Origin of the sequence: Bradyrhizobium sp. LTSP857 (assembly GCF_000938285.1) — a bacterium.
In the GTDB taxonomy this organism is placed as follows: Bacteria; Pseudomonadota; Alphaproteobacteria; order Rhizobiales; family Xanthobacteraceae; genus Bradyrhizobium.
Map to the genome: position 1 here is coordinate 318382 of NZ_JYMS01000049.1, position 26196 is coordinate 344577.

23 protein-coding genes and 1 tRNA gene are annotated in these 26196 nt (G+C 63.2%); 5 read left to right on the forward strand and 19 right to left on the reverse strand.

Annotation, left to right across the window (positions count from 1 at the left end):
* Positions 1 to 103 precede the first annotated feature (103 nt).
* The 9 genes from rpoB to UP06_RS34960 all read right to left on the reverse strand — a co-directional run bounded on the left by rpoB (position 104) and on the right by UP06_RS34960 (position 9700).
* Positions 104 to 4219 (reverse strand): DNA-directed RNA polymerase subunit beta, encoded by a 4116-nt coding sequence (gene rpoB / locus UP06_RS34920; protein WP_045008224.1) that lies wholly within the window; start codon positions 4217 to 4219, stop codon positions 104 to 106.
* 504 nt (positions 4220 to 4723) lie between these two features.
* Positions 4724 to 5095 carry a 50S ribosomal protein L7/L12 gene (gene rplL / locus UP06_RS34925; protein WP_045008225.1) on the reverse strand — a complete coding sequence of 124 codons (372 nt, stop codon included), beginning with the start codon at positions 5093 to 5095 and terminating at the stop codon, positions 4724 to 4726.
* A 52-nt stretch (positions 5096 to 5147) separates the two neighbouring features.
* Positions 5148 to 5666 (reverse strand): 50S ribosomal protein L10, encoded by a 519-nt coding sequence (gene rplJ / locus UP06_RS34930; RefSeq protein WP_045008783.1) that lies wholly within the window; start codon positions 5664 to 5666, stop codon positions 5148 to 5150.
* 577 nt (positions 5667 to 6243) lie between these two features.
* The gene (locus UP06_RS34935) at positions 6244 to 7197 is read right to left on the reverse strand and encodes a 2-hydroxyacid dehydrogenase (RefSeq protein ID WP_045008226.1); all 954 of its coding nucleotides are present in this window, start codon (positions 7195 to 7197) and stop codon (positions 6244 to 6246) included.
* Between the two features lie 105 nt (positions 7198 to 7302).
* On the reverse strand, positions 7303 to 7995 hold the full coding sequence (gene rplA, locus UP06_RS34940; protein WP_045008227.1) for a 50S ribosomal protein L1: 693 nt from the start codon (positions 7993 to 7995) through the stop codon (positions 7303 to 7305).
* Between the two features lie 6 nt (positions 7996 to 8001).
* Positions 8002 to 8430 (reverse strand): 50S ribosomal protein L11, encoded by a 429-nt coding sequence (gene rplK, locus UP06_RS34945; protein ID WP_045008228.1) that lies wholly within the window; start codon positions 8428 to 8430, stop codon positions 8002 to 8004.
* Between the two features lie 131 nt (positions 8431 to 8561).
* The gene (nusG, locus tag UP06_RS34950) at positions 8562 to 9119 is read right to left on the reverse strand and encodes a transcription termination/antitermination protein NusG (protein WP_015685389.1); all 558 of its coding nucleotides are present in this window, start codon (positions 9117 to 9119) and stop codon (positions 8562 to 8564) included.
* The gene (gene secE / locus UP06_RS34955) at positions 9119 to 9310 is read right to left on the reverse strand and encodes a preprotein translocase subunit SecE (RefSeq protein ID WP_045008229.1); all 192 of its coding nucleotides are present in this window, start codon (positions 9308 to 9310) and stop codon (positions 9119 to 9121) included. The genes nusG and secE overlap by 1 nt, the downstream gene beginning before the upstream one ends.
* A 314-nt stretch (positions 9311 to 9624) precedes the next feature.
* Positions 9625 to 9700: transfer RNA gene (locus tag UP06_RS34960), tRNA-Trp, on the reverse strand.
* A 150-nt stretch (positions 9701 to 9850) separates the two neighbouring features.
* Between UP06_RS34960 and UP06_RS34965 the strand changes: the two genes are divergently transcribed.
* Positions 9851 to 11074, forward strand: coding sequence for a serine hydrolase domain-containing protein (locus UP06_RS34965; protein ID WP_045008230.1), 1224 nt, complete (start codon positions 9851 to 9853; stop codon positions 11072 to 11074).
* Positions 11075 to 11216: 142 nt separating this feature from the next.
* Here the strand turns inward: UP06_RS34965 and UP06_RS34970 are convergent, their stop codons facing one another.
* The gene (locus UP06_RS34970) at positions 11217 to 11984 is read right to left on the reverse strand and encodes an SDR family NAD(P)-dependent oxidoreductase (protein WP_045008231.1); all 768 of its coding nucleotides are present in this window, start codon (positions 11982 to 11984) and stop codon (positions 11217 to 11219) included.
* Between the two features lie 68 nt (positions 11985 to 12052).
* Complete coding sequence (locus tag UP06_RS34975) at positions 12053 to 12751, reverse strand: histidine phosphatase family protein (RefSeq protein WP_045008232.1); 699 nt, start codon at positions 12749 to 12751, stop codon at positions 12053 to 12055.
* 134 nt (positions 12752 to 12885) lie between these two features.
* Between UP06_RS34975 and UP06_RS34980 the strand changes: the two genes are divergently transcribed.
* On the forward strand, positions 12886 to 13671 hold the full coding sequence (locus UP06_RS34980) for an SDR family NAD(P)-dependent oxidoreductase (RefSeq protein ID WP_045008233.1): 786 nt from the start codon (positions 12886 to 12888) through the stop codon (positions 13669 to 13671).
* A 905-nt stretch (positions 13672 to 14576) separates the two neighbouring features.
* Here UP06_RS34980 and UP06_RS34985 read toward each other — a convergent pair.
* Positions 14577 to 15839 (reverse strand): MFS transporter, encoded by a 1263-nt coding sequence (locus UP06_RS34985; protein WP_045008234.1) that lies wholly within the window; start codon positions 15837 to 15839, stop codon positions 14577 to 14579.
* A gap of 128 nt (positions 15840 to 15967) precedes the next feature.
* On the opposite strand from UP06_RS34985, the gene UP06_RS34990 reads away from it, so the two are divergent.
* Together UP06_RS34990 and argE are read left to right on the forward strand one after the other, a co-directional pair.
* Positions 15968 to 16912: a LysR family transcriptional regulator gene (locus UP06_RS34990; protein WP_050032534.1), complete on the forward strand. Its 945-nt coding sequence runs from the start codon at positions 15968 to 15970 to the stop codon at positions 16910 to 16912.
* A gap of 7 nt (positions 16913 to 16919) precedes the next feature.
* Positions 16920 to 18113 carry an acetylornithine deacetylase gene (argE, locus tag UP06_RS34995; protein WP_045008235.1) on the forward strand — a complete coding sequence of 398 codons (1194 nt, stop codon included), beginning with the start codon at positions 16920 to 16922 and terminating at the stop codon, positions 18111 to 18113.
* Between the two features lie 226 nt (positions 18114 to 18339).
* On the opposite strand, the gene UP06_RS35000 is transcribed toward argE, so the two are convergent.
* Positions 18340 to 19398 carry a phosphotransferase family protein gene (locus UP06_RS35000; protein ID WP_045008236.1) on the reverse strand — a complete coding sequence of 353 codons (1059 nt, stop codon included), beginning with the start codon at positions 19396 to 19398 and terminating at the stop codon, positions 18340 to 18342.
* Between the two features lie 145 nt (positions 19399 to 19543).
* Positions 19544 to 20779, reverse strand: a complete 1236-nt coding sequence (locus UP06_RS35005) for an acyl-CoA dehydrogenase family protein (protein WP_045008237.1) — start codon at positions 20777 to 20779, stop codon at positions 19544 to 19546.
* Between the two features lie 218 nt (positions 20780 to 20997).
* On the opposite strand from UP06_RS35005, the gene UP06_RS35010 reads away from it, so the two are divergent.
* A complete protein-coding gene (locus tag UP06_RS35010) occupies positions 20998 to 21663 on the forward strand; it encodes a TetR/AcrR family transcriptional regulator (RefSeq protein WP_045008238.1) in 666 nt (221 codons plus the stop codon).
* 4 nt (positions 21664 to 21667) lie between these two features.
* Here UP06_RS35010 and UP06_RS35015 read toward each other — a convergent pair whose 3' ends face one another.
* The 5 genes from UP06_RS35015 to UP06_RS35035 all read right to left on the reverse strand — a co-directional run bounded on the left by UP06_RS35015 (position 21668) and on the right by UP06_RS35035 (position 26045).
* Positions 21668 to 22060, reverse strand: coding sequence for a RidA family protein (locus UP06_RS35015; RefSeq protein ID WP_045008239.1), 393 nt, complete (start codon positions 22058 to 22060; stop codon positions 21668 to 21670).
* A gap of 179 nt (positions 22061 to 22239) precedes the next feature.
* Positions 22240 to 22455, reverse strand: a complete 216-nt coding sequence (locus tag UP06_RS35020) for a hypothetical protein (RefSeq protein WP_045008240.1) — start codon at positions 22453 to 22455, stop codon at positions 22240 to 22242.
* A 104-nt stretch (positions 22456 to 22559) separates the two neighbouring features.
* Positions 22560 to 23435, reverse strand: coding sequence for a beta-keto acid cleavage family enzyme (locus UP06_RS35025; RefSeq protein WP_045008241.1), 876 nt, complete (start codon positions 23433 to 23435; stop codon positions 22560 to 22562).
* Positions 23436 to 23438: 3 nt separating this feature from the next.
* Positions 23439 to 24668, reverse strand: a complete 1230-nt coding sequence (locus UP06_RS35030) for a CaiB/BaiF CoA transferase family protein (protein WP_045008242.1) — start codon at positions 24666 to 24668, stop codon at positions 23439 to 23441.
* A gap of 171 nt (positions 24669 to 24839) precedes the next feature.
* Positions 24840 to 26045, reverse strand: a complete 1206-nt coding sequence (locus UP06_RS35035) for an MFS transporter (RefSeq protein ID WP_045008243.1) — start codon at positions 26043 to 26045, stop codon at positions 24840 to 24842.
* Between the last annotated feature and the right edge of the window lie 151 nt (positions 26046 to 26196).

A 26196-nucleotide genomic window follows, 5' to 3' on the forward strand; every position in this document is an offset into this window, starting at 1 on the left:
CTCCGGCAGCAAATTCGAAAATCACTATGCGGGGCGCCCTTCCCTCAAGGCCTTGGGAGGGGCGCCGATGCCCGGCCGAGGCGGCCGGGCATGATAGATTGCGTTACTCGGCCGCTTCCGCAGTCCCCGGCCCGACCTTGGAATTGTGCAGGTCGACGTTGAGGCCGAGCGAGCGCATTTCCTTGACCAGCACGTTGAACGATTCCGGAATACCGGCCTCGAAGGTGTCGTCGCCACGCACGATCGCCTCGTACACCTTGGTACGGCCGGCGACGTCGTCCGACTTCACGGTCAGCATCTCCTGGAGCGTGTAGGCCGCGCCGTAAGCTTCGAGCGCCCACACTTCCATTTCACCGAAGCGCTGGCCGCCGAACTGCGCCTTACCACCCAGCGGCTGCTGGGTGACGAGCGAGTACGGACCGATCGAACGCGCGTGGATCTTGTCGTCGACGAGATGGTGCAGCTTGAGCATGTAGATGTAGCCCACGGTCACCTTGCGATCGAAGGCATCGCCGGTGCGGCCGTCATAGACGGTCGACTGGCCCGAAGCATCGAGACCTGCGAGCTTCAGCATCTCCTCGATGTCGGCTTCCTTGGCACCATCGAACACCGGCGTCGCGATCGGCACGCCGTGGCTCAGATTGCGGCCGAGCTCGATCAGTTCGCCGTCGTTGAGCGACTTGATCGTCTCGTCCTCGCCGTAGACCTTCTTCAAGGTTTCCTTCAGCGGCCTGATGTCCTGCTTCGCCAGATACGCATCGACCGTCTGGCCGATGCGCTTGCCGAGGCCGGCGCAAGCCCAGCCGAGATGCGTCTCGAGGATCTGTCCGACGTTCATGCGCGAGGGCACGCCGAGCGGATTGAGCACGATGTCGGCATGCGTACCGTCTTCCAGGAACGGCATGTCCTCGATCGGCACGATCTTCGACACCACGCCCTTGTTGCCGTGGCGGCCGGCCATCTTGTCGCCGGGCTGGATCTTGCGCTTCACCGCGACGAAGACCTTGACCATCTTCATCACGCCGGGCGGCAATTCGTCACCGCGCTGAAGCTTCTCGACCTTGTCGAGGAAGCGCTGCTCGAGCCCCTTCTTCGACTCGTCGTACTGCTTCCGCATGGCCTCGATCTCGGCCATCAGCTTGTCGTTCGGCGAAGCGAACAGCCACCACTGCGACTTCGGGTACTCCTCGAGCACCGCACGGGTGATCTTGGTGTCCTTCTTGAAGCCCTTCGGACCGGCAATGCCCTGCCGTCCCTCGAGAAGCTCGGCAAGACGGTTGTAGACGTTGCGGTCCAGGATCGCCTGCTCGTCGTCGCGGTCCTTGGCCAGACGCTCGATCTCTTCCCGTTCGATCGCCAGCGCACGCTCGTCCTTGTCGACGCCGTGCCGGTTGAACACGCGCACTTCGACGATGGTGCCCTGCACGCCCGGAGGAACGCGCAGCGAGGTGTCGCGAACGTCGGAAGCCTTCTCGCCGAAGATGGCGCGCAGAAGCTTCTCTTCCGGCGTCATCGGGCTTTCGCCCTTCGGCGTGATCTTGCCGACCAGGATGTCGCCGGCGCGGACTTCCGCGCCGATGTACACGATGCCGGCTTCGTCGAGGTTCTTCAGCGCTTCTTCCGAGACGTTCGGAATGTCGCGGGTGATTTCCTCAGGCCCGAGCTTGGTGTCGCGGGCCATCACCTCGAACTCCTCGATGTGGATCGAGGTGAAGACGTCTTCCTTCACGATCCGCTCGGAGAGCAGGATCGAGTCTTCGAAGTTGTAGCCGTTCCACGGCATGAACGCGACCAGCACGTTACGGCCGAGCGCGAGCTCGCCGAGATCGGTCGACGGACCGTCGGCGATGATGTCGCCCTTCTTGACGATATCACCGACCTTCACCAGCGGACGCTGGTTGATGCAGGTCGACTGGTTGGAGCGCTGGTACTTCATCAGCCGGTAGATATCGACGCCCGACTTGGTCGGATCGAGATCTTCGGTCGCACGGATGACGATGCGGGTCGCGTCGATCTGGTCGATCACGCCCGAACGGCGTGCCGCGATCGCAGCACCCGAGTCACGCGCAACCACGCCTTCCATGCCGGTGCCGACGAACGGCGCCTCGGCGCGAACCAGCGGCACCGCCTGGCGCTGCATGTTCGAGCCCATCAGCGCGCGGTTGGCGTCGTCGTTCTCGAGGAACGGGATCAGCGCGGCTGCGACCGAAACGAGCTGCTTCGGCGACACGTCCATGTAATCGACCTTGTCCGGCGTGACCGGCAAGACTTCGCCGGCGTGACGGCAGACCACGGTATCTTCGGTGAAGCGGCCCTTCGGGTCGAGCGGCACGTTGGCCTGCGCGACCGTGTAGCGGCCCTCTTCCATCGCCGAGAGGTACACGACCTCGTCGGTGACCCGGCCGTCCTTGACCTTGCGATAAGGCGTCTCGACGAAGCCGTATTTGTTCACGCGCGCGAAGGTCGCGAGCGAGTTGATCAGGCCGATGTTCGGACCTTCCGGCGTCTCGATCGGGCAGATGCGGCCGTAATGCGTCGGATGCACGTCGCGCACCTCGAAGCCGGCACGTTCGCGGGTCAGACCGCCCGGTCCAAGCGCCGAGAGACGGCGCTTGTGGGTGATCTCCGACAGCGGGTTGGTCTGGTCCATGAACTGCGAGAGCTGCGAGGAGCCGAAGAACTCGCGCACGGCGGCAGCCGCCGGCTTGGCGTTGATCAGGTCCTGCGGCATGACCGTGTCGATGTCGACCGAGGACATGCGCTCCTTGATGGCACGCTCCATGCGGAGAAGGCCGATGCGGTATTGGTTCTCCATGAGCTCGCCGACCGAACGCACACGGCGGTTGCCGAGATGGTCGATGTCGTCGATCTCGCCCTTGCCGTCGCGCAAATCCACCAGCGTCTTGATGACGGAGAGGATGTCTTCCTTGCGGAGCGTACGCTGGGTGTCGGGCGCATCGAGGTCGAGGCGCATGTTCATCTTGACGCGGCCGACCGCGGAGAGGTCGTAACGCTCGGCGTCGAAGAACAGCGACTGGAACATCGCCTGCGCCGAATCCAGCGTCGGCGGCTCGCCCGGACGCATCACGCGGTAGATGTCGAACAGCGCGTCCTCGCGCGTCATGTTCTTGTCGGCCGAGAGCGTGTTGCGGATGTAGGCGCCGACATTGACGTGGTCGATGTCGAGCAGCGGCAGCTCCTTGTAGCCCTGCTCGTTGAGGGCCTTCATGGACTTGTCGGTGATCTCTTCACCGGCTTCCGCGTGGATTTCGCCGGTCTTGGGATTGACGAGGTCCTCGGCGATGTAGTTGCCGACGAGTTCCGCATCCGAGAGGCGCAGCGCCTTGAGCCCCTTTTCCTGCATCTGACGCGCACCGCGCACGGTGAGCTTCTTGCCGGCCTCGAGCACGACCTTGCCGGTGTCGGCGTCGATCAAATCGTTGATGGTCGAGTAGCCGCGGAAACGATTGGCGTCGAACGGAACGCGCCAGCCTTCCTTGATCCGCTTGTATTGGATCTTCTTGTAGAAGGTGCTGAGGATCGCCTCGCCGTCGAGGCCGAGCGCGAACATCAGCGACGTCACCGGAAGCTTGCGGCGACGGTCGATACGCGCATAGACGATGTCCTTGGCGTCGAACTCGATGTCGAGCCAGGAGCCGCGATACGGGATCACGCGGGCGGCGAACAAGAGCTTGCCCGAGGAATGGGTCTTGCCCTTGTCGTGATCGAAGAACACGCCGGGCGAACGGTGCATCTGCGAGACGATGACGCGCTCGGTGCCGTTGACGATGAAGGTGCCGTTCATCGTCATGAGCGGAATGTCGCCCATGTAGACGTCCTGCTCCTTGATGTCCTTCACCGACTTCGCGCCGGTTTCCTCGTCGATATCGAACACGATGAGGCGCAGCGTCACCTTGAGGGGTGCCGCGAAGGTCATGCCGCGCTGGCGGCACTCGTCGACATCGTACTTCGGCGGCTCGAACTCGTAGCGGACGAATTCCAGCATCGAGGTGCCGGAGAAGTCCGAGATCGGGAACACCGAGCGGAACACCGCCTGCAAGCCCTCGTCCGACCGCCCGCCCTGGGGTTCGTCGACCATCAGGAACTGGTCATAGGACGCCTTCTGAACCTCGATGAGGTTCGGCATCTCGGCGACTTCCTTGATGTGTCCGAAGAACTTGCGAACGCGTTTGCGACCGGTGAATGTCTGCTGCGCCATCGTGGCCTCTCATTTCGTCGCCCGCTTTGGGCGCGCCGTCCGGAACGCAGCTGCCGCCGCTCCCCGGGTTGAATTTTTCGAACCCGTTTTGGGGACCAGAAGTCCAGTTTCAGGCCGTCATGTCCTGAATCTGTTCTTCAGACCTTCAAAACGCAAAACGACGCGCGGGGCGCATAGGCACGCCCGCCCGTCACAACGATCGTTTTCACGGACTGCAAAAGCCCGAAATAGCTTGCTCTCCCAACGGCTTACAGGGAAATCCCGCATCCCTGCCCACCGCGCTTTCGTGCTGTCGACCCGATATGGGGCGACAATAGTGGAGATTCGAGGGGTAAACCCTCAAATCCCCACACTTTTTCGTGTTCAGCCTGCGTCGGGACGTTCCGTCGCACGCCTTTTGCATCAGACCCGCCGCTCCAAGGCCGGAAACAGCCACCGAATTTGCGGGTCGGGATCCCGGGTCGCGCTGACGCTTGCCCGGGATCTCGCTCAAGTAAGCTGCGCTTACTTGAGCTCGACCTTCGCGCCAGCCTTCTCGAGCTGGGCCTTGAGCTTCTCGGCTTCGTCCTTGTTCACGCCTTCCTTGACAGGCTTCGGCGCGCCCTCGACGAGATCCTTTGCTTCCTTCAGGCCCAGGCCGGTGATGGCGCGGACTTCCTTGATGACTTCGATCTTCTTCTCGCCAGCGGCGGCGAGAACGACCGTGAACTCGGTCTTCTCTTCAGCCGGAGCGGCGGCAGCGGCGGCGGGACCGGCAACGGCCACTGCCGCAGCGGCGGACACGCCCCACTTTTCTTCGAGGAGCTTGGCGAGTTCGGCGGCTTCGAGCACGGTGAGGCTCGAGAGGTCGTCAACGATTTTCTGCAAGTCAGCCATTGTTCTGGTTCCTTAAACTAGTCTGGTTCGGGTTTGAGTTTTGCGAAGGGCGTCAGGCCGCTTCGCTCTTCGAGGCATAAGCCTGGATGACGCGCGCGAGCTTGCCCGCGGGCGCGTTTGCGAGCTGAGCGAGCTTGGTCGCCGGGGCCACGAGGAGGCCGACGATCTTGGCGCGCAGTTCGTCAAGCGACGGCAGCGAGGCAAGAGCCTTCACGCCGTCGACATTCAGGACGGTCGTTCCCATCGACCCGCCAATGATGACGAACTTTTCGTTCGTCTTGGCGAATTCGACGGCGACCTTTGGCGCCGCTACCGGATCGTTCGAAGTGGCGATCACGGTCGGTCCCTTCAGCATGGGACCGATGGCAACGACGTCAGTGCCCTCAAGAGCAATTTTGGCGAGACGGTTCTTCGAGACCTTCACCGAGGCACCAGCCTGCTTCATCTGCGTGCGCAGCTTCTGCATCTGGGCAACGGTCAGGCCGGAATATTGGGCGACGACCGCGACGCTCGTGGTCTTGAAGACCCCATTGAGCTGTTCGACCGCTTCCTTTTTTGCCGCTCGTTCCACAGCAAGCTCTTTCCGGTTGGCGGTCATCGCAAAAGCGGGACCGCCGGGTTGCACCCATCGTCCCGCCCAAACCTAACCTCAGGGTCAAAACCCATCGGACACGCCGGGCAAGACGACAATTCAAAGCCTGCCCTCCGGGAACCCGCTAAGGCCCACGGCGTGTCGAGGTCCGAACCAAACCCATTCCGCAACCACCTTAAGGTGGGAGGCGAAGTGAAATCCGGTCTTCACCCGTCTATGCAGGCCATGCGATTAAGCCGTTGAGAAATCGAAATTTCCCGCGGGCGCCTGCAGTCTTGGACAGGACAAGGCCAGCCGGCGAACCGTCTGACCTCTGCCCGCATCCCACCAACCGATGGTTTTCCTTCCTTTTCCGGCAAATCCTTACGGACGTCCTGAAAAGGAATGATCTCCTATCGTATTGGGTTTTCGGAATGCGTGCACGAACGCACCAGCCAAGGCCGGTCCGTCCGGAAGCGGTTCTTTAACCGCTCTCTGCCTGCTTGCCAAGAGCAAAATTCACACCAGTTCCAATCGATTGTCGGCGGGGCTTGATCCGGGCCGATAAGGATCGAATTCAGGCCGTTTCGACCGCATATGGCAGCCCTTGGCCGGCGAAAAATCCAGTCAGGTTCGCCAGTACGCAGTTCTGCATCGCCACGTGCGATTCGAGGGTGTGGCCGCCGATATGCGGGGCCAGCACCACATTGGGCAGCGCCGTCAGGGCGTCAGGGGCGTGCGGTTCCCTCTCGTAGACGTCGAGGCCGGCACCGGCGATGGTCTTGTCGGAGAGCGCTGTGACCAGCGCCTTCTCGTCGATCACCGAACCGCGGGAGATGTTGACGACATAGCCGTCCTCGCCGAGGCGCTTGAGGATATTGGCGTTGACGGCGTGCTGGGTCTCGGCGCCGGCGCGGACTGCGATCATCAGCACGCTGCACCAGTCGGCGAGCGCCTCCAGCGACGGGAAATATTGATACGGCAGATCGTACTTGCTGCGGCTGAAATAGCCGACTTCGCTCTCGAAGGCGGCACAGCGCGCCGCGATCTTGCGGCCGATCTCGCCCATGCCATAGACGCCGATGCGGCGGCCGGGCATCCCGGCCTGCGGGCGCATCATCGGCGACTGCTTTGCGCCAGCCCAATCACCGCTGCGGACATATTGGTCGGCAGCCAGGATCCGCCGCGTAGTCGCGAGCATCAGGGTCATCGCGATGTCGGCAACCGAAGCCGCATTGGCCCCGGGGCTGTGGCCGACCGCGATGTTGCGCGCGGCGGCCGCTTTCAGGTCGATGCCGTCATAGCCGGTGCCGTAGCAGACGATCGCGCCCAGCTTCGGAAACAGGTCCATCGCCTCCGCATCGAGCGGCGTGCCGCCCGCGGTGAGCATCGCGCGGATGCCGCCGAGTTCGTCCGCCGAAAACACCTCCCGCGGCGGCTTACCGCCGGTGTCGAGCAGGTCGAACCGCTCGGCGAAGCGCGCCATCATCGTCTTGGGAAAGCGCGAGTAAATCAGGACCTTGTCAGCCATTGTTCTTGTTTCCAGTGAACGCCGTCACAAACGACGAGGGGCGGAATCGGTTGACCGATTCCGCCCCTCGCCTCATGCAATTTCCGAACCTTAGCCGAGCAAACCTTAGCCGAGAATGGTGCCCGGCTCGACCTTCACGCCCGGGCCCATGGTCGAGGACACCGCAACGCGCTGGATGTAGGTGCCCTTGGAGCCGGCCGGCTTGGCCTTGGCGACCGCGTCCGTCAGCGCCTTGATGTTTTCGACCAGCTTCTCCTCGGAGAACGAGGCCTTGCCGACGCCGGCCTGCAAGATGCCGGCCTTCTCGACACGGAACTCGACCGAGCCGCCCTTGGCACCCTTCACCGCACCGGTGACGTCCATGGTCACGGTGCCGATCTTCGGGTTCGGCATCAGGCCGCGCGGGCCGAGCACCTTACCGAGACGGCCGACCAGCGGCATCATGTCGGGAGTGGCGATGCAGCGGTCGAACTCGATCGTACCGTTCTGCACCTTCTCGACCAGGTCTTCGGCGCCGACGACGTCGGCACCTGCAGCCTTGGCCTCATCGGCCTTGGCGCCGCGGGCGAACACGCCGACGCGGAGCGTACGGCCGGTGCCGTTCGGCAGGGTCACGACGCCACGGACCATCTGGTCGGCGTGACGCGGATCGACGCCGAGATTGATCGCGACCTCGATGGTCTCGTCGAACTTCGCTTTCGCGCGTTCCTTGACCATCTTGATGGCGTCCGCGAGCGGATAAAGCTTTTCGCGGTCAACACCTTCGCGGGCTTTGTTCAAACGCTTTCCGATTGCCATGACCGCTTACCCCGCCACTTCAAGACCCATCGAACGGGCAGAGCCCTCGACCATCTTCATGGCCGATTCGATGGTGTCGCAATTGAGATCCTTCATCTTCTTCTCGGCGATCTCGCGCACCTGCGCTTTGGTCACCGCGCCGGCCTTGTCTCGGCCCGGCGCTTTCGAGCCGGACTGGATCTTGGCGGCCTGCTTGAGGAAGAAGGACATCGGCGGCGTCTTCATCTCGAACGTGAACGAACGATCGGCGTAGATCGTGATCACGACGGGAATCGGGGTGTTCTTCTCTTCCTTCTGGGTCTGGGCGTTGAACGCCTTGCAGAACTCCATGATGTTGAGACCGCGCTGACCGAGCGCGGGACCGATCGGGGGCGAAGGATTCGCCGCTCCGGCCGGGACCTGAAGCTTCAGGTATCCGGTCACTTTCTTTGCCATGTATCACTCCTGTTGTGCCGGCCTAAGCCGGCGGTTTCAGGTTCGTGGTCTGGGTCGGATGCGGCTGGCAACCGCCCTCTCCCTCCCACGGCCTCTTGCTAGCGTGAGACCGAAGCCTCACGCCTACCCGATCAGACCTTCTCGACCTGACCGAATTCCAGTTCGACCGGCGTGGCGCGGCCGAAGATCGACACTGCGACCTTCACGCGCGAGCGCGCCTCGTCGATTTCCTCGACCACCCCCGAGAACGAGGCGAACGGGCCATCGGCCACGCGCACGTTCTCGCCAATCTCGAACGACACCGACGCCTTCGGCCGTTCCACGCCCTCCTGCACCTGGTGCAGGATACGCATGGCCTCGGATTCCGAGATCGGCATCGGCTTGTTTTCAGCGCCGAGGAAGCCGGTCACCTTCGGCGTGTTCTTGATGAGATGAAACGCCTCGTCGGTCAGTTTCATCTTCACCAGCACGTAGCCCGGGAAGAACTTGCGCTCGGCGTCGATCTTGCGGCCGCGGCGCACTTCCGTGACCTTTTCGGTCGGCACCAGCACCAGCTCGAACAGCTCCTCGAGCCCACGCTGCTTGGCCTGCTCGCGGATCGATTCGGCGACCTTCTTCTCGAAGTTCGAATAAGCGTGGACGATGTACCAGCGCTTGTCGGAAGATTGGGTTGCGGCGGCTGTTGCCATCAGTGAATGCCCAAAAGGAAGGTGATGAGGTAACGGATGACCTGGTCGGCGGCGAAGAAGAAGATCGACGCCACCGCAACCATGACGAACACCATGATGGTGGTGATCGTGGTCTCGCGGCGGGTCGGCCAGGTGACCTTGGCGGTCTCCGAGCGCACTTCCTGCAAGAATTTGAACGGGCTGACTGCCATCGTTTGAGACGCCATTAAGGATTTCAGGGATCCGAACAGCCGCCGTTGGCCCAGCCCTCTGTCTCGAAGGATGAGCCGGAAAACCGGGCTCGATTGTTCGGGGATTTCAAAGCCGCGCCGGAAATCCGCGTCTAACGGGCCGGCTGCGAGTGCGGCGTAGATACTGCGGATGCGGCCAAAGGTCAAGGTGTGAGCCGGCTGGCCGGCTCGTGGCCACGCCTACCGGACCTGATCCGGATCAAGGGCTTACCCCGCCCTGATGAACCGCGGCACGAGCTTCCGGGTGTTTCTGATCTCAGGCGTCGGGGGTTAGCTGGCAGGAGTGGCAGGGCTCGAACCTGCGACCCCCGGTTTTGGAGACCGGTGCTCTACCAATTGAGCTACACTCCTACGGACCCTGCGTCGCCTTAGGATCAGGGCCGCTTTGAAGCACAGGGGGGCGCCGGATTGCAAGGGTGAAGCGCGCTGGCTTCGCTTGTTTGTACTGCTGCTTCTGGGCCAGAGTTCATCCCCGAGAATAAAGAGCCCCCGGGAGTGAACATGACCGCCACAGCCGCCCCACACGCCGCGATCGCGCCGAAAACCCCATCCTTGCCCGAGGCCAAGCCGGAAACGCTGGGCCTGTCGCGGCCCCGGCTCCAGGCGATGTCGGATGCATTCAAGCGCGAGATCGACAAGGGAACCGTGCCCGGGGTTACCGTGCTGGTGGCCCGCCGCGGCCAGGTCGGCTGGTTCGAGGCGATCGGCAAGCAGAGCCCGGCCGGCTCCGCGCCGATGGCGCATGATTCGATCTTCCGCATCTTCTCGATGACCAAGCCGATCGTGTCCGTCGGCATCATGACGCTGGTCGAGGATGGCCACCTCCTCCTCAGCGACCCCGTCGCGAAATTCATTCCGGAATTCGCCGACCAAAAGGTTGGAATCGTCAGCGGCGGCAAGCTGGAACTCGTTCCCCCTAAGCGGCCGATGACGGTGCAGGACCTGCTCCGCCACACCTCCGGTCTCACTTATGAGCACCAGGGCGACGGCCCCGTGCACAAGATCTACCAGGACTCCCGCGTACGCAGCCGCAAGATCACCAATGCCGAGCACGCCGCGCTGGTGGCGAGCTTCCCCCTCGTCTGCCATCCCGGCGACGAGTTCAACTACAGCCGTTCCACCGACATTCTCGGCCGCATCATCGAGGTCGTCAGCGGCAAATCGCTCGGCGCATACCTCACCGAGCGTGTCCTCGCTCCGCTTCAGATGGCCGAGACCGGCTTCTCGACCTCTGAGGCTAATGCCGGCCGTCTTGCCGAGCCTTTCGCGGCCGATCCCTGGACCGGCGACAAGGTCGCGCTGTTCAGCATGCTGGAGCAGCCGGTGATGGAGTCCGGCGGCGGCGGTCTGGTGTCGACCACGATGGATTATGCCCGCTTCGCGCTGATGCTGCGCAATAGCGGCACGCTCGATGGCAACCGGATCATCGGCCGCAAGACGCTGGAGCTGATGGCGTCCGATCACCTCGGACCTCACGTCGTGACCAACGGCACGCTGCTATCGCCCGGCCACGGTTTTGGCCTCGGCTTCGCCGTGCGCCGCGAGGCCGGCATCGCGCCGTTCCCCGGCAGCGTCGGCCAGTACTTCTGGAGCGGCATTGCCGGGACGTTCTTCTGGATCGACCCGAAGGAGGATCTGTTCGTCGTGTTCATGAGCCAGGGTCCGGGCCAGCGCGACTACACGCGCACGCTGGTGCGGGATTTGGTCTACGCGGCGGTGGATTGAGCCGACGCTGCTTCTACATATTCGCTGTCATGCCCCGCAAAGCAGGCGGGGCATCCAGTACGCCGCAGCGCCTCGCTTCAATCACAAATGTCACGGAGTACTGGATCGCCCGCCTTCGCGGGCGATGACAGCTCGTGTGGCCTCAACTAATCGTCGCGCCGCCGTCGATCACCATGGTCTGGCCGGTCATGAAGTCGCCGGCCTTGGAACCCAGGAACACCGCGGCGCCCGCGATCTCGTCGGGGATGCCGATGCGCAGCAGCGGCGAGCGCGCGGTCGAGGCCTTCAAATTCTCCGGATTGTCCCACAGCGCTTTCGCAAAATCGGTCTTGATCAAACCGGGCGCGATGCAGTTCACGCGGATATTGTCCTTGCCGTATTCGCAAGCAAGGTTGCGCGCAAGCTGCATGTCGGCCGCCTTCGAGATCGCGTAGGCGCCGAGGATGGTCGAGCCTTTGAGACCGCCGATCGAGGAGACGATGATGATCGAGCCATCCTTGCGCTCGATCATCTGCGGCACCACCATCGAGATCAGCCAGTTGTTGGCGACGATATTGTTGTCCAGGATCTTTCGGAATTGATCGTCGGAGATGCCGGCGAGCGGACCGTAATAGGGGTTTGACGCCGCGTTGCAGACCAGCACGTCGATCTTGCCGAAGGCGCGGTTGCTCTCGTCGATGAGGTTTTGCAGATTTTCCTTCGACGAAATGTTCGCGGCAATCGCAACCGCGGTGCCCTTGCCGAACTTGTCGTTGATCCCCTTCGCCACCTGGTCGCAGACGTCAGCCTTGCGCGAGGAGATCACCACCTTGGCGCCGTGCTCGGCCATGCGCTCGGCGATCGCAAGCCCAATGCCGCGCGTCGAACCGGTGATGACGGCAACTTTGCCCTTCATGTCGAACAAGGTCATGTTTCTCTCCCAGTGTGATTTTGAGTTGGCCTGAAGCTTACGCCGCGGTCGAGCGCCCGGACAATGGCTCAGGCGAGCTTCTTGACTTCCGGTCCCGCCAGCTGATGCATCTCCGCGTGCGCATCGTCCGCAATCCAGGGCTGCTGGTTCACCATCGGCAGCCGCCAGACCGAACGCTCGGGACTTGCGAAATAATCCAGCCGCGTGATCGAGCAATTGTCGATGTCGAACGACAATGCCTTCTCCACCTGGCCGTCGAGCGCCAGCCCCAGCGCCGCCTTGATGGTGCCGCCATGGGCGACCGCGATCACGTCCCGACCGGCCGCATCATTGTTGACCCGCTCGATGATGCGGCGCGCGCGGTTGTAGAGATCCATGAAACTTTCGCCGCCGGGGGCGGGCTCGTTGATATCAGCGAACCAGCTCGACCCCACGGGGCGGCTCGCGATGAAGGCGGCGCGGTTCATGCCCTGCCAACTGCCGAGATTCTGTTCGGCGAGGTCGGCTTCCCATGTCATCGTCGCCGGCTTGGGGAAACCAGCCGCCCAGATCGCCTCCGCGGTCTGATGCGTGCGCATCAGATTGCTCGAATACCAGACGGCGTTTCGTGGCAGCACCTTGGCAACAGCATTGAACACGTAGGTGTCGCTGGTGTCGCAGGGGAGATCGGTCTGGCCGTAGATGTTGCCGCCGTCATTGCGCACCGGCGCGTGACGGACCCACCACCACCGTGTCGTGACCACCTTCGGCTTGTCTGCGGCTGCCATCGAAACCCTTCCATCCCGTGTGATGTCGCTGTACGTCAGTGACGAACGTGTCTCAAGACACTTTACCGTTTGAAATCTTGTTTGAAATTCCGTCGCGCGGCAAGCGTCGCGCGAGAAACACGAGGGAGAAACGCATGGGCCGCCTGCAAGGCAAATCCGTCATCATCACCGGCGCCGGCAGCGGCATCGGTCGCGCGGCTGCGCTGCTGTTCACCAGAGAAGGCGCAAAGCTGATCGCAGTCGATCGCACCGAGGCGGTGAAGGAGACCGTCGACGAGGTGAAGAAAGCCGGCGGTGTCGCCGAAGCCATGATCGCGGATGCCGGCTCCGAGAACGACGTCATCGCCGTCATCGACAAGGCGGTGAAGACGCACGGCCGGCTCGACGTGATCTGGGCCAATGCCGGCGTCTCCGGCGGGCTCGTTCCGCTCGCCGAGCAGACCGTGGAGCACTGGCAGGAAATTCTGCGCATCAATTTGATCGGACCGTTCGTCGCGGTGAAGCATGCGATGCCGCACATGGTGAAGCAGCAGTCCGGTGCGATCGTGCTGACGGCGTCGGTGGCGGGCCTCAAGGCCGGCGCGAGCGGGCATCCCTATGCGGCGAGCAAGGCCGGCGTAATCAGCCTGGTGCAGACCACCGCCTACTCGCTCACCGGCACCGGCGTGCGCATCAACGCAGTCTGCCCCGGCCTGATCGAAACCGGCATGACAAAACCGATCTTCGACCGCGCCAAGGAGCGCGGCACCGCCGACAAGATCGGCCAGCTCAATCCGCTGAAGCGTCCCGGTCAACCGCATGAGCTCGCGGCGATGGGACTGTTCCTGGCGAGCGACGAAGCGTCGTATGTCAATGGGCAGGCGTTCCCGGTGGATGGCGGGCTGACGGCATCGATGCCGTATGCGGGGAAGCCGGTTTGACGGCGCCCAAGTCAACCCGTCATCCTGAGGTGCGAGACTTGTGATGCGGATGCATCGCAAGTCGAGCCTCGAAGGATGTACGGCCGAGATGCAGCCGGGCCGTCGCCCTTCGAGGCTCGCCGAAGAGGCGAGCACCTCAGGGTGACGGGGATAGATTGGCGCTCGCGACAACATTGGTTATTCGATCTCAGAGCAACAGACACACCTTCGCATCCTCGCGGCTTGTTTCGCCCGAGCTTTGCTTCGTCGCATCCCTCATGAAAGAGGGCGCAGGGAAGACCGGGAGCCGGCTCGCTCCCATTGACCGCTATGCCATGAGTAGATTGCGCTACACTGCACAGCGGGAAACAGGGCAACCGGGACATCCCGGCCTTCCCTGCGCGATGGTTGGAACGGCTTATGTCGCGCTCTCCCCGGGGAGCGATGCACTATTGCCCCCGTCGCCTTGCGGATGACTGATGCGCGCGCCCGGTCGGGCAGTACACATCACCGCAAGACTTGGCGCACAGACTCCGGGCGCCAGGACCACACGATTTGGCCGTACGCGAGCTACACCGGTCGTGCGTGCGACGCCATCGCTCACGGCTCTCCGCCCTGCGATCACCTTCGCACCAGTGTGGCCCACGTCCACCGCCGCCCGGCCCGCGTTCGTGACGATCGCGATACGCCCCTCTTCCTTGGGCCGGAGTGAGGCGACACATAAGCCGCTTCCGAATTTCGGTAAAGTAGAATATTTTTGACGACTGGTATCGACCGATAGATGGCCTGTTTTGCCCGTCGGGCAACGCGATATCTTGTAGCCCGGATGGAGCGCAGCGTAATCCGGGGTTCGCGCCGGCGGATACAGCGGTCCCGGATTGCGCTGCGCTCCATCCGGGCTACAGGACCGCCATGAACGAGGCGCCCTAGGACAGCACCTCGCCGGTCCGGTCCTTCAGCGTCAGCACCGTCATCAGGCTGATCAGCGCCGCAGCCGTCAGGTAGAACGCCACTGCGATCGGCCGTCCGGTCCAGCTGATCAGCGCGGTGATGATCGCGGGCGCGAAGCCGCCAAAGATGGCGACGCCAAGGCTGTAGGTCAGCGAGATGCCGGTGGCGCGCACCTTGGTCGGGAACATCTCAGCGAGCACGGCGGAGGCCGGCGCCGTGTAGATCAGCATGAAGACCGCGACACCGATCTGACTCAAGACCAGCCGCTCCGGCGTCGGCGATGCGATCAGATAGGCGAACGCCGGATAGGCGACGATCGCGAGGCCCGCGGCGCCGACGAGCATCACGCGCTGGCGGCGGAAGCGATCGGCTAGCGCGCCGATCAGCGGGCAGAACAAGAGAACCGTGCCGACCGTCACGGGGCCGAGATAAGACTGCGACAGCGACATCTTCAACTCGCGCGCCGCAAAGGTCGGAAAATAGTTCGCGATATATTGCGCGACCGTCCACAGCATCACGACCAGCATGCCTGATAGCACCGTGCGCCAATGGTCGCGCAGGACGGTGCGGATCGGTGCTTCGCTCGCATGATCCGAAGCCTTGAACAGCGGCGCGTCCTCGAGCTCGCGGCGAATGTAGAGACCGACCGGCGCGATCAACAGGCCGACGACGAAGGCGAGACGCCAGCCCCATTCGGTGACCGCTGCGGCCGGCAGCGCCAGCGAGATGGTGAGCGCGACGAGTCCCGACAGCATGGTCGAGCCGCCCTGCGACATCTGCTGGAACGAGGCATAGAAGCCGCGGCGCGCAGGCGGCGCATGCTCGACCAGTGTCGACACCGCGCCGCCGATCTCGCCGCCCGCCGAAAAGCCCTGGATGATACGCGCGAGCAGGATGATGATCGGCGCGGCGATCCCGATGCGATCGTAACCGGGGCACAACGCGATGATGCCGGTGCCGAGCGCCATCAACAGGATCGTCAGGCTCAGCGCATCACGGCGGCCACGCCGGTCAGCGAAGCTGCCGAGCACGACCGCGCCAAAGGGACGCGCGACAAAGCCGATGCCGAAGGTGACGAAGCCCAGGAGCAGAGACACCACTTCGCTGTCGGCCGGAAAGAACGCTTTCGAGATCGGCACCGCGAACGCCGCATAGATCGTGAAGTCGTACCATTCGAGCATGTTGCCGACGGTCGCGGCCACGGCCGCACGGCCGACCGACTGGCGTTCATTCGTCATCCCACGTTCCGCAATTGCGCTCACCTTGTCCCCCGTTTCGCTTGCTTGGTTTGTCGTGAGGCAAAAAGCTTGCACGCAGGATCAGGCTATGCAAATATTTATTTCCATTTCAAATTTCTATGCGATTTATGAATAGAAAAACCAACACGGTGGATGTGGCTGACGGCGGCAAGCTTCGTCCCTCGCTGCGCGAGATCGAGGCGCTGCGGGCGATGATCGCGACGGGAAAGACAACGCAAGCTGCGCGCCAACTCGGCACGTCGCAGCCGTCGGTGTCGCGCGCGATTGCGAGCCTGGAGGCGCGGCTGGGACAACCGTTGTTCGCGCGCCGCAACGGCCGCCTCGCGCCGACGGCGGAAGCACTGGCGCTGGAGGCGCGCGCCGCAATCGTGTTCGACCTGCTCGATCAACTTGCTGCGCCCCGCAGTGATGGCGCGACCACGATCCGGGTCGCAGCGCCGCCGACGCTTGCCAATTTCTTCCTCGCGCCGCTCTTGGCACGCTTCATCGCGCGCGAGCCAGGCATGCGCGTTCACATCGAGATCGGCAAATCGACCGACTGCCTCGGCGCCGTTGCCGACGGCAGCGCCGATCTTGGTCTGGTCGACCAGGCCGCCACGCACGATGGCGTGCGGCTGGAGATTTTTCGGCAGGCGCGCCCGCACGTGTTGCTGCCGAAACGGCACCCTTTGGCTGCGCGCTCCGAGCTTGCGATCGGCGATCTCGCCGGTGAACGCATGATCGCGCTGAGCCGACGCTTTCCCTTGCGCAACAAGCTCGACGCCGCATTTGCCGCGGTCCGGGCCGAACCCTTGGTCGTCGCCGAAGCCTCGACCTCGACCTTCGTGGTCGAGATGGTCCGCGCCGGCCTCGGGATCGCAATCCTCAACCCCTTCCCGCTCGAGCTGCGTCCCGAGAAGTCCATGGTGTTCCGCCCGCTGGATCTCAAGATGACGCTCGAAACCGCCGTCGTCGTTCCCGCGCGCGGATCGCTGACGCCGGCCGCGCGTTCACTCGCCAACTTCATCCAGACCGAACAGCCGGAAAGCCCGTTCTCCAAACCCAACGAGTAGACTGACAATGCCCAACCCGATATTCCCAAGCACAAGACCTGACCGCATCCGCAACGCCCTTGCCGACCTCGTCGGCTTCGACACGATCAGCGATCGCACCAACCTGCCCCTGATTGCCCATATCGAGAGCTATCTCGCCTTCCTCGGCATCAAGGGCGAGCGCATCACCGACGAGACCGGCAAGAAGGCCTCGCTCTGGGTCACGATCGGGCCGGAGGATCGGCCGGGCTTCGTGCTCTCGGGGCACACCGACGTGGTGCCGGTCGTCGGCCAGGACTGGAGCCATGATCCGTTCAAGCTGGTCGAGCGTGACGGCAAGCTCTACGGCCGCGGCACCACCGACATGAAAGGATTTGTCGCGGTGTGCCTCGCGATGGTGCCGGAGATGCTGGAGGCCAAGCTCGCAACGCCGATCCATCTCGCGTTCTCCTATGACGAGGAGATGGGCTGCGTCGGCGTGCGGTCGATGCTTGGCGAGGTCGCCAAGAAGAAGGTCAAGCCGCTCGGCGCCTTCATCGGGGAGCCGACGCAGATGCAGGTCATCATCGGCCACAAGGGCAAGCACGGCGTGCGCGCGACCTTCCGCGGGCTCGCGCGCCACTCCTCGATCGCGCCTGACGGCGTCAATGCGATCGAATATGCCGCCGAGCTGATCACCGAGATCCGACGTCGCGCCGTAAAGCTCGCAAGCGACGGCGCACGCGACAATCTCTATGACGTACCACATACCACGCTGCTCACCAGCATCGTGCATGGCGGCGCCGCGCTCAACATCGTGCCGGATCACTGCGCGGTCGAGTTCGAGTGCCGCGGCATCGGTATCACCGAGTCCAGGCAGGTGACAGACGCGATCGTCGCCTGGGCAAAGGCAGAGATCGAGCCCGCCATGAAGGCGAAAAACCCCGCGTGCGGCATCGAATTCGAGGAGATCCTCGACTATCCCGCGCTCGACACGGGGCCCAATGATGCCATCATCACGCTGGCAAAACAGCTCGCGGGCCGCAACGACCACGCCAAGGTCGCGTTCGGCACGGAGGCCGGCCTGTTCGTCAGCATGGCCGATATCCCGTCAGTGGTGATCGGCCCCGGCTCGATCGCGCAGGCGCACACGCCGGATGAATTCGTGGAGATGTCGGAGCTGGAGAAGTGCGCAGGATTTGTGGAGAAGCTGATCGCGCATTGTGTGAAAGGGGCCTCTTAGTTCTCGTCATTGCGAGGAGCGAAGCGACGAAGCAATCCAGACTATAGCTGCGGACATAGCCTGGATTGCTTCGCTTCGCTAGCAATGACGGGAGTCTATGGAGACAGTGCGTAGCCCGCATGAGCGTAGCGATATGCGGGACCACCTTCCCCGGATGTCGCTTCGCTCATCCGGGCTACGACATTCCAAGCAAAAGGCGCGGCCATCAGCCGCGCCTTTGCATCTCCTAAACCGCGCCCGCCTTCTGTGCGTATTCCCATGAGGCTTTCGACAGCGGCACGGTGCGCTTGGCGGATTCGAGCGCCTTGGCGTTGGCGGCGGTGCCGTCGCGGATGCGGCCGGCAATTCCCTGCGTGATGCCGGCGAGGCGGAAGAGGTTGTACGAAAAATACCAGTTGAGATCCGGCACACTCATCTTGGTGACGTTGCAATAGATCTGCGCGGCCTCTTCGACGCTCGGGATATTCAGCGCCTTGAGATCGACGCCCTGCAATCCCGGCATGACCCATTGCATCAACAGATAGGTGAAGTCAGCCATGGGATCGCCGAGCGTCGACAGTTCCCAATCCAGCACGGCCTGCACGCGCGGTTCCGTCGCGTGGAAAATCATATTGTCGAGACGATAGTCGCCGTGGACGATGGAGACGCGCGCCTGCTCGGGCACGGTCTTCGGCAACCATTCGGCGACCTTCTCGAACTCCGGAATGGTCTGGGTCTCGGACGCCCGATACTGCTTGGTCCAGCGGTCGATCTGGCGCGCGAAATAATTGCCGGGCTTGCCGAAGTCACCAAGCCCGATCGCGGTCGGATCGAACATGTGGAGCTTGGCCAGCGTCTCGATCTTGCTGGTGAAGATCTTTCGGCGATCCTCCGGCGTCTGGCTCGGCAGCGACGGATCCCAGAACACGCGGCCCTCCTCCATCGACATGATGTAGAAGGCCGCACCGATGATGCTGTCGTCCTGGCACAGCGCATAGGCGTGCGCGACCGGAAAGCCCTGTTTTCCAAGGGCCGCGATCACACGATACTCGCGATCGACCGCATGCGCCGACGGCAGCAATTTGCCGAACGGCTTGCGCCGCATCACGTAGGAGCGCTTCGGCGTGTTGAGCCGATAGGTCGGGTTGGACTGGCCGCCCTTGAACTGGAGGACGACCAGCGGTCCCTCATAGCCGTCGACGTTGTCGCGCAGCCAGGCCTCGAGCCGCATCTCGTCGATACGATGACGCTCCTCGACCGGCTTGGTGCCCGAGAACTCTTCGTCTTTCCTGACGCCGTCAGCCACGATGACGCTCCCTCTTCAGTCCTGACCATTTCAGGTCGAGCATGATCCTAATCGGTAACCGCTGACGCACTTGCGTCAAGCGGTCATCGAAGCGGATCATGCCCTGTCGTTTCTTCAGATCGGGAGCGCCGACAGGCTCTCCCTCTTAATGACTGGGAGAGTTCTGATACTTCCGAACTTCAAGTCTGGCAATGGCGCGATTATGCACCTCGTCCGGACCGTCGGCGAGCCGCAGCGTGCGGATGCCGGCATAGTCCTTGGCAAGACCCGCCTCGTCGGACACGCCGGCGCCGCCAAAGGCCTGGATCGCCTCGTCGATGATCTTCAGCGCCATGTTGGGCGCGGCAACCTTGATCATGGCGATCTCGGCCTGCGCGGTCTTGTTGCCGACCTTGTCCATCATGTCGGCGGCCTTGAGGCACAGAAGACGCGTCATCTCGATGTTGGTGCGAGCATCGCCGATGCGCTGCTCCCACACCGAATGCTCGACGATCTTCTTGCCGAAGGCGGAGCGCGACATCAGCCGCTTCACCATCTTCTCAAGCGCCTCCTCGGCCTTGCCGATGGTGCGCATGCAGTGATGGATGCGGCCCGGACCGAGGCGGCCCTGCGCGATCTCGAAGCCGCGGCCTTCACCGAGCAGGATGTTTTCCTTCGGCACCCGCACGTTCTCGAGCAGCACCTGGGCGTGGCCGTGCGGCGCATCGTCGTAGCCGAACACGGGGAGCATCTTCTCGACCTTGATGCCGGGGGTATCGAGCGGAACCAGGATCTGCGACTGCTGCTGGTGCTTGGCCGCCTTGAAATCGGTCTTGCCCATCAGGATCGCGATCTTGCAGCGGGGATCGCCGACGCCGGACGACCACCATTTACGGCCATTGATGACGTAGTGATCGCCGTCGCGCGCGATGCTGGTCTCGATGTTGGTGGCGTCAGACGAGGCCACCGCCGGTTCCGTCATCAGGAAGGCGGAGCGGATTTCACCGTCCATCAGCGGGCGCAGCCATTTGCGCTTCTGCTCCTTGGAGCCGTAGCGCATGAACACTTCCATGTTGCCGGTGTCGGGCGCGGAACAGTTGAAGACTTCCGACGCCCAGGAGATGTGGCCCATCTGCTCCGACAGCAGCGCGTATTCCAGATTGGTCAATCCCGCGCCGCGGAATTCGTCGTCCTCATGCTCGTTCGGCGGCATGAACATGTTCCAGAGGCCTTCGGCCTTCGCCTTTTTCTTGAGGTCTTCCAGCACCGGAATCACCTTCCAGCGCTCACCGCTCTTGTCCTGCTCGTTGTAGATCGGCACCGCCGGACGCACGTGCTTGGTCATGAACGACTGCACGCGGTCGAGCCATTCCTTCTGCTTGGGGGACAGATCGAAATCCATGGGACGCTCCTCGGTCTCTCTTTGCGAACCTGTTTTGCGCCGGACTGTCCTCCCGCAATGCGCGGCCCGCAAGCGCCATTCCGGCTGCTTGCGAACGCGAGAGGGAACCCTCACCGCTGGGTGCGGCGCAATTCCATCATGCGGATTGACTTTTCCCGGCCTTCAAACGATAGTTTCATACAACTGTTTGAATTGCAACTCCCTCCCTGAGGGGTCCCATGGCCAGCGATCACACCCGGACATCCATTCTCGCTGCCGCCGAACGGCTTTATGCCGATCGCGGTTTCGGCGACGTGACGCTGCGCGACATCGTCGCGGCGGCCAATGTCAATCTGGCTGCGGTGAACTATCATTTCGGCTCGAAGGACGAGTTGATCGCAGAACTGTTCGTCACCCGCTCGATCGCGACCAACCGCGAGCGCCTGCACGAACTGAAAATGGCGGAAGAGCAAGGCGGCGGTCGCGCGCCAATCGAGGTGATCTTGCGCGCGCTGGTTGGACCGACCTTGCGCGGCTGCCTGGGACCTGAGAACCAGCGTTCCACCGCGGCGCGCTTCATGATCCGCGCCTCAATCGAATCCGTGCCGCCGATCCGCCGCATCAAGAACCGCGAGATCGATCATTTGCGGAAATTCGTAGGCGCCATGCGCCGCTCCCTGCCCGACCGCAGCGATGTCGAGATCTATTGGGGCCTCAACTTCGCGCTCGCGATGGCGCACCACACCATCCGCGAGAGCGAGCGACTGACGAAATTGTCGGAAGGCAAATGCGACCTCGACGACGTCGAGGACGTGGTTGCACGCGTCGTCAGCGTCGCGACGATGGCGCTGACGATGGGCAAGACCGAGACGAAAGCGCGCGCGCTGGCGAGAGACGCGCGCTAGTCCCTCACATCATCGCGATGCAGTCGATCTCGACGTCGAAGGGGCCGAACCATTCCGGCGTGCAGACGAAGATCCGCGCCGGCGGATCAACCGGGAAGTAGCGGGCATAGACCGCATTGAACGCGGCGAAATGTTTCACGGAGGTGCAGTAGACGTTGCACTTCATGACGTTGTCGAGCGAGGCGCCGGCCGTCTCCAGGCACAGCTTCATCTGCTCCATGATGATCTCGCTCTGCCGCTCGATCTGCATCCCCCCGATCGCGCCCGTCTCCGGATCGAACGGCGGCAGGCCAGCAACAAAGATCATGTTGCCGGCGCGCGTCACCGGCGAGGTCGGCGCCTTCACGCTGTCGAGAAAAGACGAGATCGGTTCGACGCGGAGTGCTTCGCGTTTCATGGGCGGCCACCTTCGGTTCGAGCGAGACTGGTACCTGACTACATTATTCTGCAGCCGGCATGTTTCGCTTCTGATCGAAGTGTGATCGCGGGGCTAAAGCGCGATGAGATCGCGCTTTAGCTTATTATTTTGAGCACGATCTTTTCGGAAAACCGCTGCACACTTTTCCGGATCATGCTCTACGCCCGCTGCGGCATCTCCTCGGCCTCTTCCTTGGCGAGCAGCAGCAGCATCTCGATGCCCATGTCGCCTTCCTGTGGCGAGCGGATGAATTTGATCTCTTCGGCGCTTTGCCGCAGCGCGGCAATGATGGCGACGGCCTGATTGGCCGTGGCCGCCTCGGTTGCCAGAATTGCCTTCTGGTTCTTCGCTTGAAACCCGATCGTATAGGACATGCACTTCCCTCCCGGACCCAGTGGAGAGATCGAATCTGAGTCGCGGGCGAAGCGGAAGCCTGTGTGTTTACGGACCGGGTTTATCTGGGGATTGCGCGCAAGCCTCACGCAAGTCCGAGCATCGACCTTGCTTCCGCCGCAGTCGCAATGCTCGCGCCTAAGCTCTTGAGGATGCCGGCGGCATGCGCGACCAGCTCGGCGTTGGTCTTGGCCAGCACGCCCTTGGACATATAGAGATTGTCCTCCATGCCGACGCGGACGTGGCCGCCGAGCAGCCAGGCCTGCGCGACCATCGGGAACTCGGCGCGCCCGATGCCGAAGCCGGACCAGATCGCACCCGGCGGCAACAGGCTGCGCGCATAGAACATCGTCTCCGGTGTGGCGGAGAAGCCGTACTTCACCCCTAACACCAGCGAGAACAGGCCCGGCCCCTTCAGCGTGCCGTCGGCGAACAGGTCGCGGGCCAGATGGCAGTCGCCGGAATCGAACAGCTCGATCTCCGGCAGCACGCCGGCCGCCGTCATCCGCTCGGCCATGATGCGGACGTTACGCGGGGTGTTGATCACGACCTCGCCGCCGGAATTCATGGTGTTGAGGTCGAGCGTGCAGATGTCGGGCTTGAGCAGCTCGATATGCTCGACGCGTTTTTCGGGTTGCAACAGCGTGGTGCCGGGACCGGCGATGCGGGGGTCGTCGTGCGAGGGAACAAAACGCCCACCCGGACCGGTGGTCAGGTTGATGACCAGGCTCTTGTTACGGGCGCGAATGAGCTCCACCACCTCGCGGTAGAGGTCGATCGACATCGAGGGCCGCCCCGTCGCGGGATCGCGTACATGGATGTGGGCGATGGCGGCGCCGGCTTCGGCCGCCTCCAGGGCGGACGTCGCGATCTGTTCGGGCGTTATGGGGAGATACGGCGACTGCTCCGGTTTTGTGAGGTTGCCGGTGATCGCGCAGGTGATGATGGTTTTACCGGTCATGAATCAGATGATACCCTGCTTCTTCAGCGTCTCGATCTTGCCGGCATCATAGCCGAGCTTGCCGCGGAGCACTTCCTGCGTGTGCTCGCCGAGCAGCGGCGGCGCGCGATAGGTCTCGATGGGGGTCTCCGAGAAGGTCAGCGCGTTGCGGATCAGCGACAGCTCCGGCTCGAACTTGTGCTCGGTCTTCACCCGCATGCCGCGCGACTGGACGTGCGGATCGCTGAACACCTGCTCGAAATTGTTGATCGGACCTGACGGCACGCCAGCCTCCTCCAGCCTGTCCAGCCAATAGGCCACCGGCTTTTTGAGGAACAGGCCGGCGAAGATCGCCATGATCTCCTTGCCGTGCACGACGCGGTCGTTGTTCTTGAGGAAGCGCTTGTCGTTGGCGAGCTCGGGCTCGCCAAGCACGGCGCAGGTGCGCTGGAACTGGCCGTCATTGCCGACCACCAGCATCAATTCGCCGTCGGTGCAGCGGAACACGCCGGCCGGCATGCCGCCATTGCCCCAGGTGCCGCGGCGCGGCGGTGTCTTGCCGTTGACGAGGTAGATCTGGAGCCAGTGACTGAGCGAAGCAATTACGGTGTCGAACAGGCAGACGTCGAGATGCTGCCCTACACCCCCATTGGCGTCGCGATTATAGAGCGCCGAGAGAATCCCGATCGAGCTATTCATGCCGGTCATGTAGTCGACGATGGAGGGACCGACCTTCATGGGGCCCTCGCCCGGCTCGCCGTCGATATGGCCGGTGACGCTCATCAGGCCGCCCATCGCCTGGAGGATGGCGTCATAGCCCGCGCGCGGCGCATACGGGCCGGTCTGGCCGAAGCCGGTCACCGAGCAATAGATGATGCGGGGGTTGATCGCCTTGATCGTCTCGTAGTCGAGGCCGTAACGCTTGAGATCGCCGACCTTATAGTTCTCCATGAAGACGTCGACGTCCTTGGCAAGCTCGCGGACGATCGCCTGTCCCTCGGGCTTGGCGATGTTGACCGTGACCGACTTCTTGTTGCGGTTGGCGCAGAGGTAGAAGGAATTGTTGTTGTTCGCCTTGCCCTCGGGATCGCTCAGATAAGGCGGGCCAAAGGCGCGCGCGTCGTCGCCGGTGCCGGGCCGCTCGATCTTGATCACCTCCGCGCCGAGGTCGCCCAGCATCTGGGCCGACAAGGGCCCGGCGAGCACGCGCGTGAGATCAAGAATCTTGATGCCTGAGAGCGGCAAGGCCGACATGTCGATTTCCTCCGGGGAACTGGATCTTGGCGCGGCGGCGAGACCGCGGGCCGCGCTCCCTGCGGATACACTATTTTGGCGCCTTGAGCACTGCACTGGCGGCATGCCGCCATCCCCCACCCTGGCGGTGGCGATAGCCACAGCGGCGAATTCCGCGCCGCGAATAACGCCTCAGATCGCTCCGGCCGCGGCGATTTGCGGGCGCCTCCGGCCGAGCAGGACCAGGATCAGCACCGCCGCGCAGGAGCAGACGAAGGTGAGGCCGAGCGCGCCGCGGCCGCCGAACTGGGTGAGCAGGCCGGCCAGGAGCGGCGGCGAGATGGCGGATGCCAGATTGAGCGGCAGCGCGATCATCGACATCGTCTTGGCGAACGCGGCCTGGTCGTAGAACACGAGCGGGATCGTCGCCCGCGCCACCGCCATCGCGCCGCTGCCGGCACCGTAGACCAGGATGAAGACCGCGACCGCCCAGGTCGCCCCCTCGCTCATCATCAGGAGCAGCATGGAAACGGGAAGCGCCGTGCCAGCGACGAGCCCGGTCGTGATCCCGTCCCATCGGCCGCCGCCGAGGAAATCGAGGCCGCGGGCGCTGACCTGGATCACGCCGAGCATCGAGCCGAACGCGATCGCCTGCGCCGGCGCCAGCCCCTCGGCCCGCAACAGCTCGATCAGAACGGCGCTCAGGCCGAAAGTGACGAAGGCATTGAGCGTGATCGCGCAGACGACGAGATTGAACGTGCTTCTCGGAATGGCCGGCGCAGCGGAAGGCTTCGCGGCCGCGCCGTCGTGCTCCTTCACCACATTCCGGCGCGGCGCGCCGAATGCGTAAAGCGGCAACGAGACCAGGATCAGCATGGCCGCGTAGACCAGGCAGGTGACGCGCCAGCCGAGATGGCTGCTGAGAAACGAGGTGGTCGGCCAGAAGATGCTGCTGGAGAGGCCCGTCACCAGCATCAGCGCGCCGATCGCGCTCTTGGCCTGCCGCCCTGCAACTTCGTTGAGCATGATATAGGCGCCGGTCGAGAGCGTGGCGCTGCCGCCCATGCCGAGAATGACCCAGGCCGCAAAATAGAGCATCGGCTCGCGCGCGAAATACAGAACGACGTAGCCCGGCACCGCAACAACCGTGCCCACCATCATCACTTTGCGTGCACCGTGCCGCGCAAAAGCCTTGGCGAGCCACGGCGCGCATAGCCCCATGGTGACATAAAGCGTCGATGTGCCCGCGAACACCATTGGCAGGCTCATGCCGAGATCGGCAGCAAGATCGCGGCCGACCACGGCCGGAAGGCCAATCGTACCCCATCCAATGAGTTGGGTGATTGCCAGCACCAACAGGACCCCGATGAGCCTGCTGTCAGATTTCAAAAACCGCATTCCAAACGTCGCCTGCCCGGCAGGCGCGGATCGCGCCAGCAGGCCTGTCTTAGCTGGAGACTGGGGAGTCGAGGAATGTTGGTTCCGAATGGCATGGGGGCGCCCTCCGCAGAGCGATCGCACCCATTCTTGACTTAGACTAGTTTCTAGT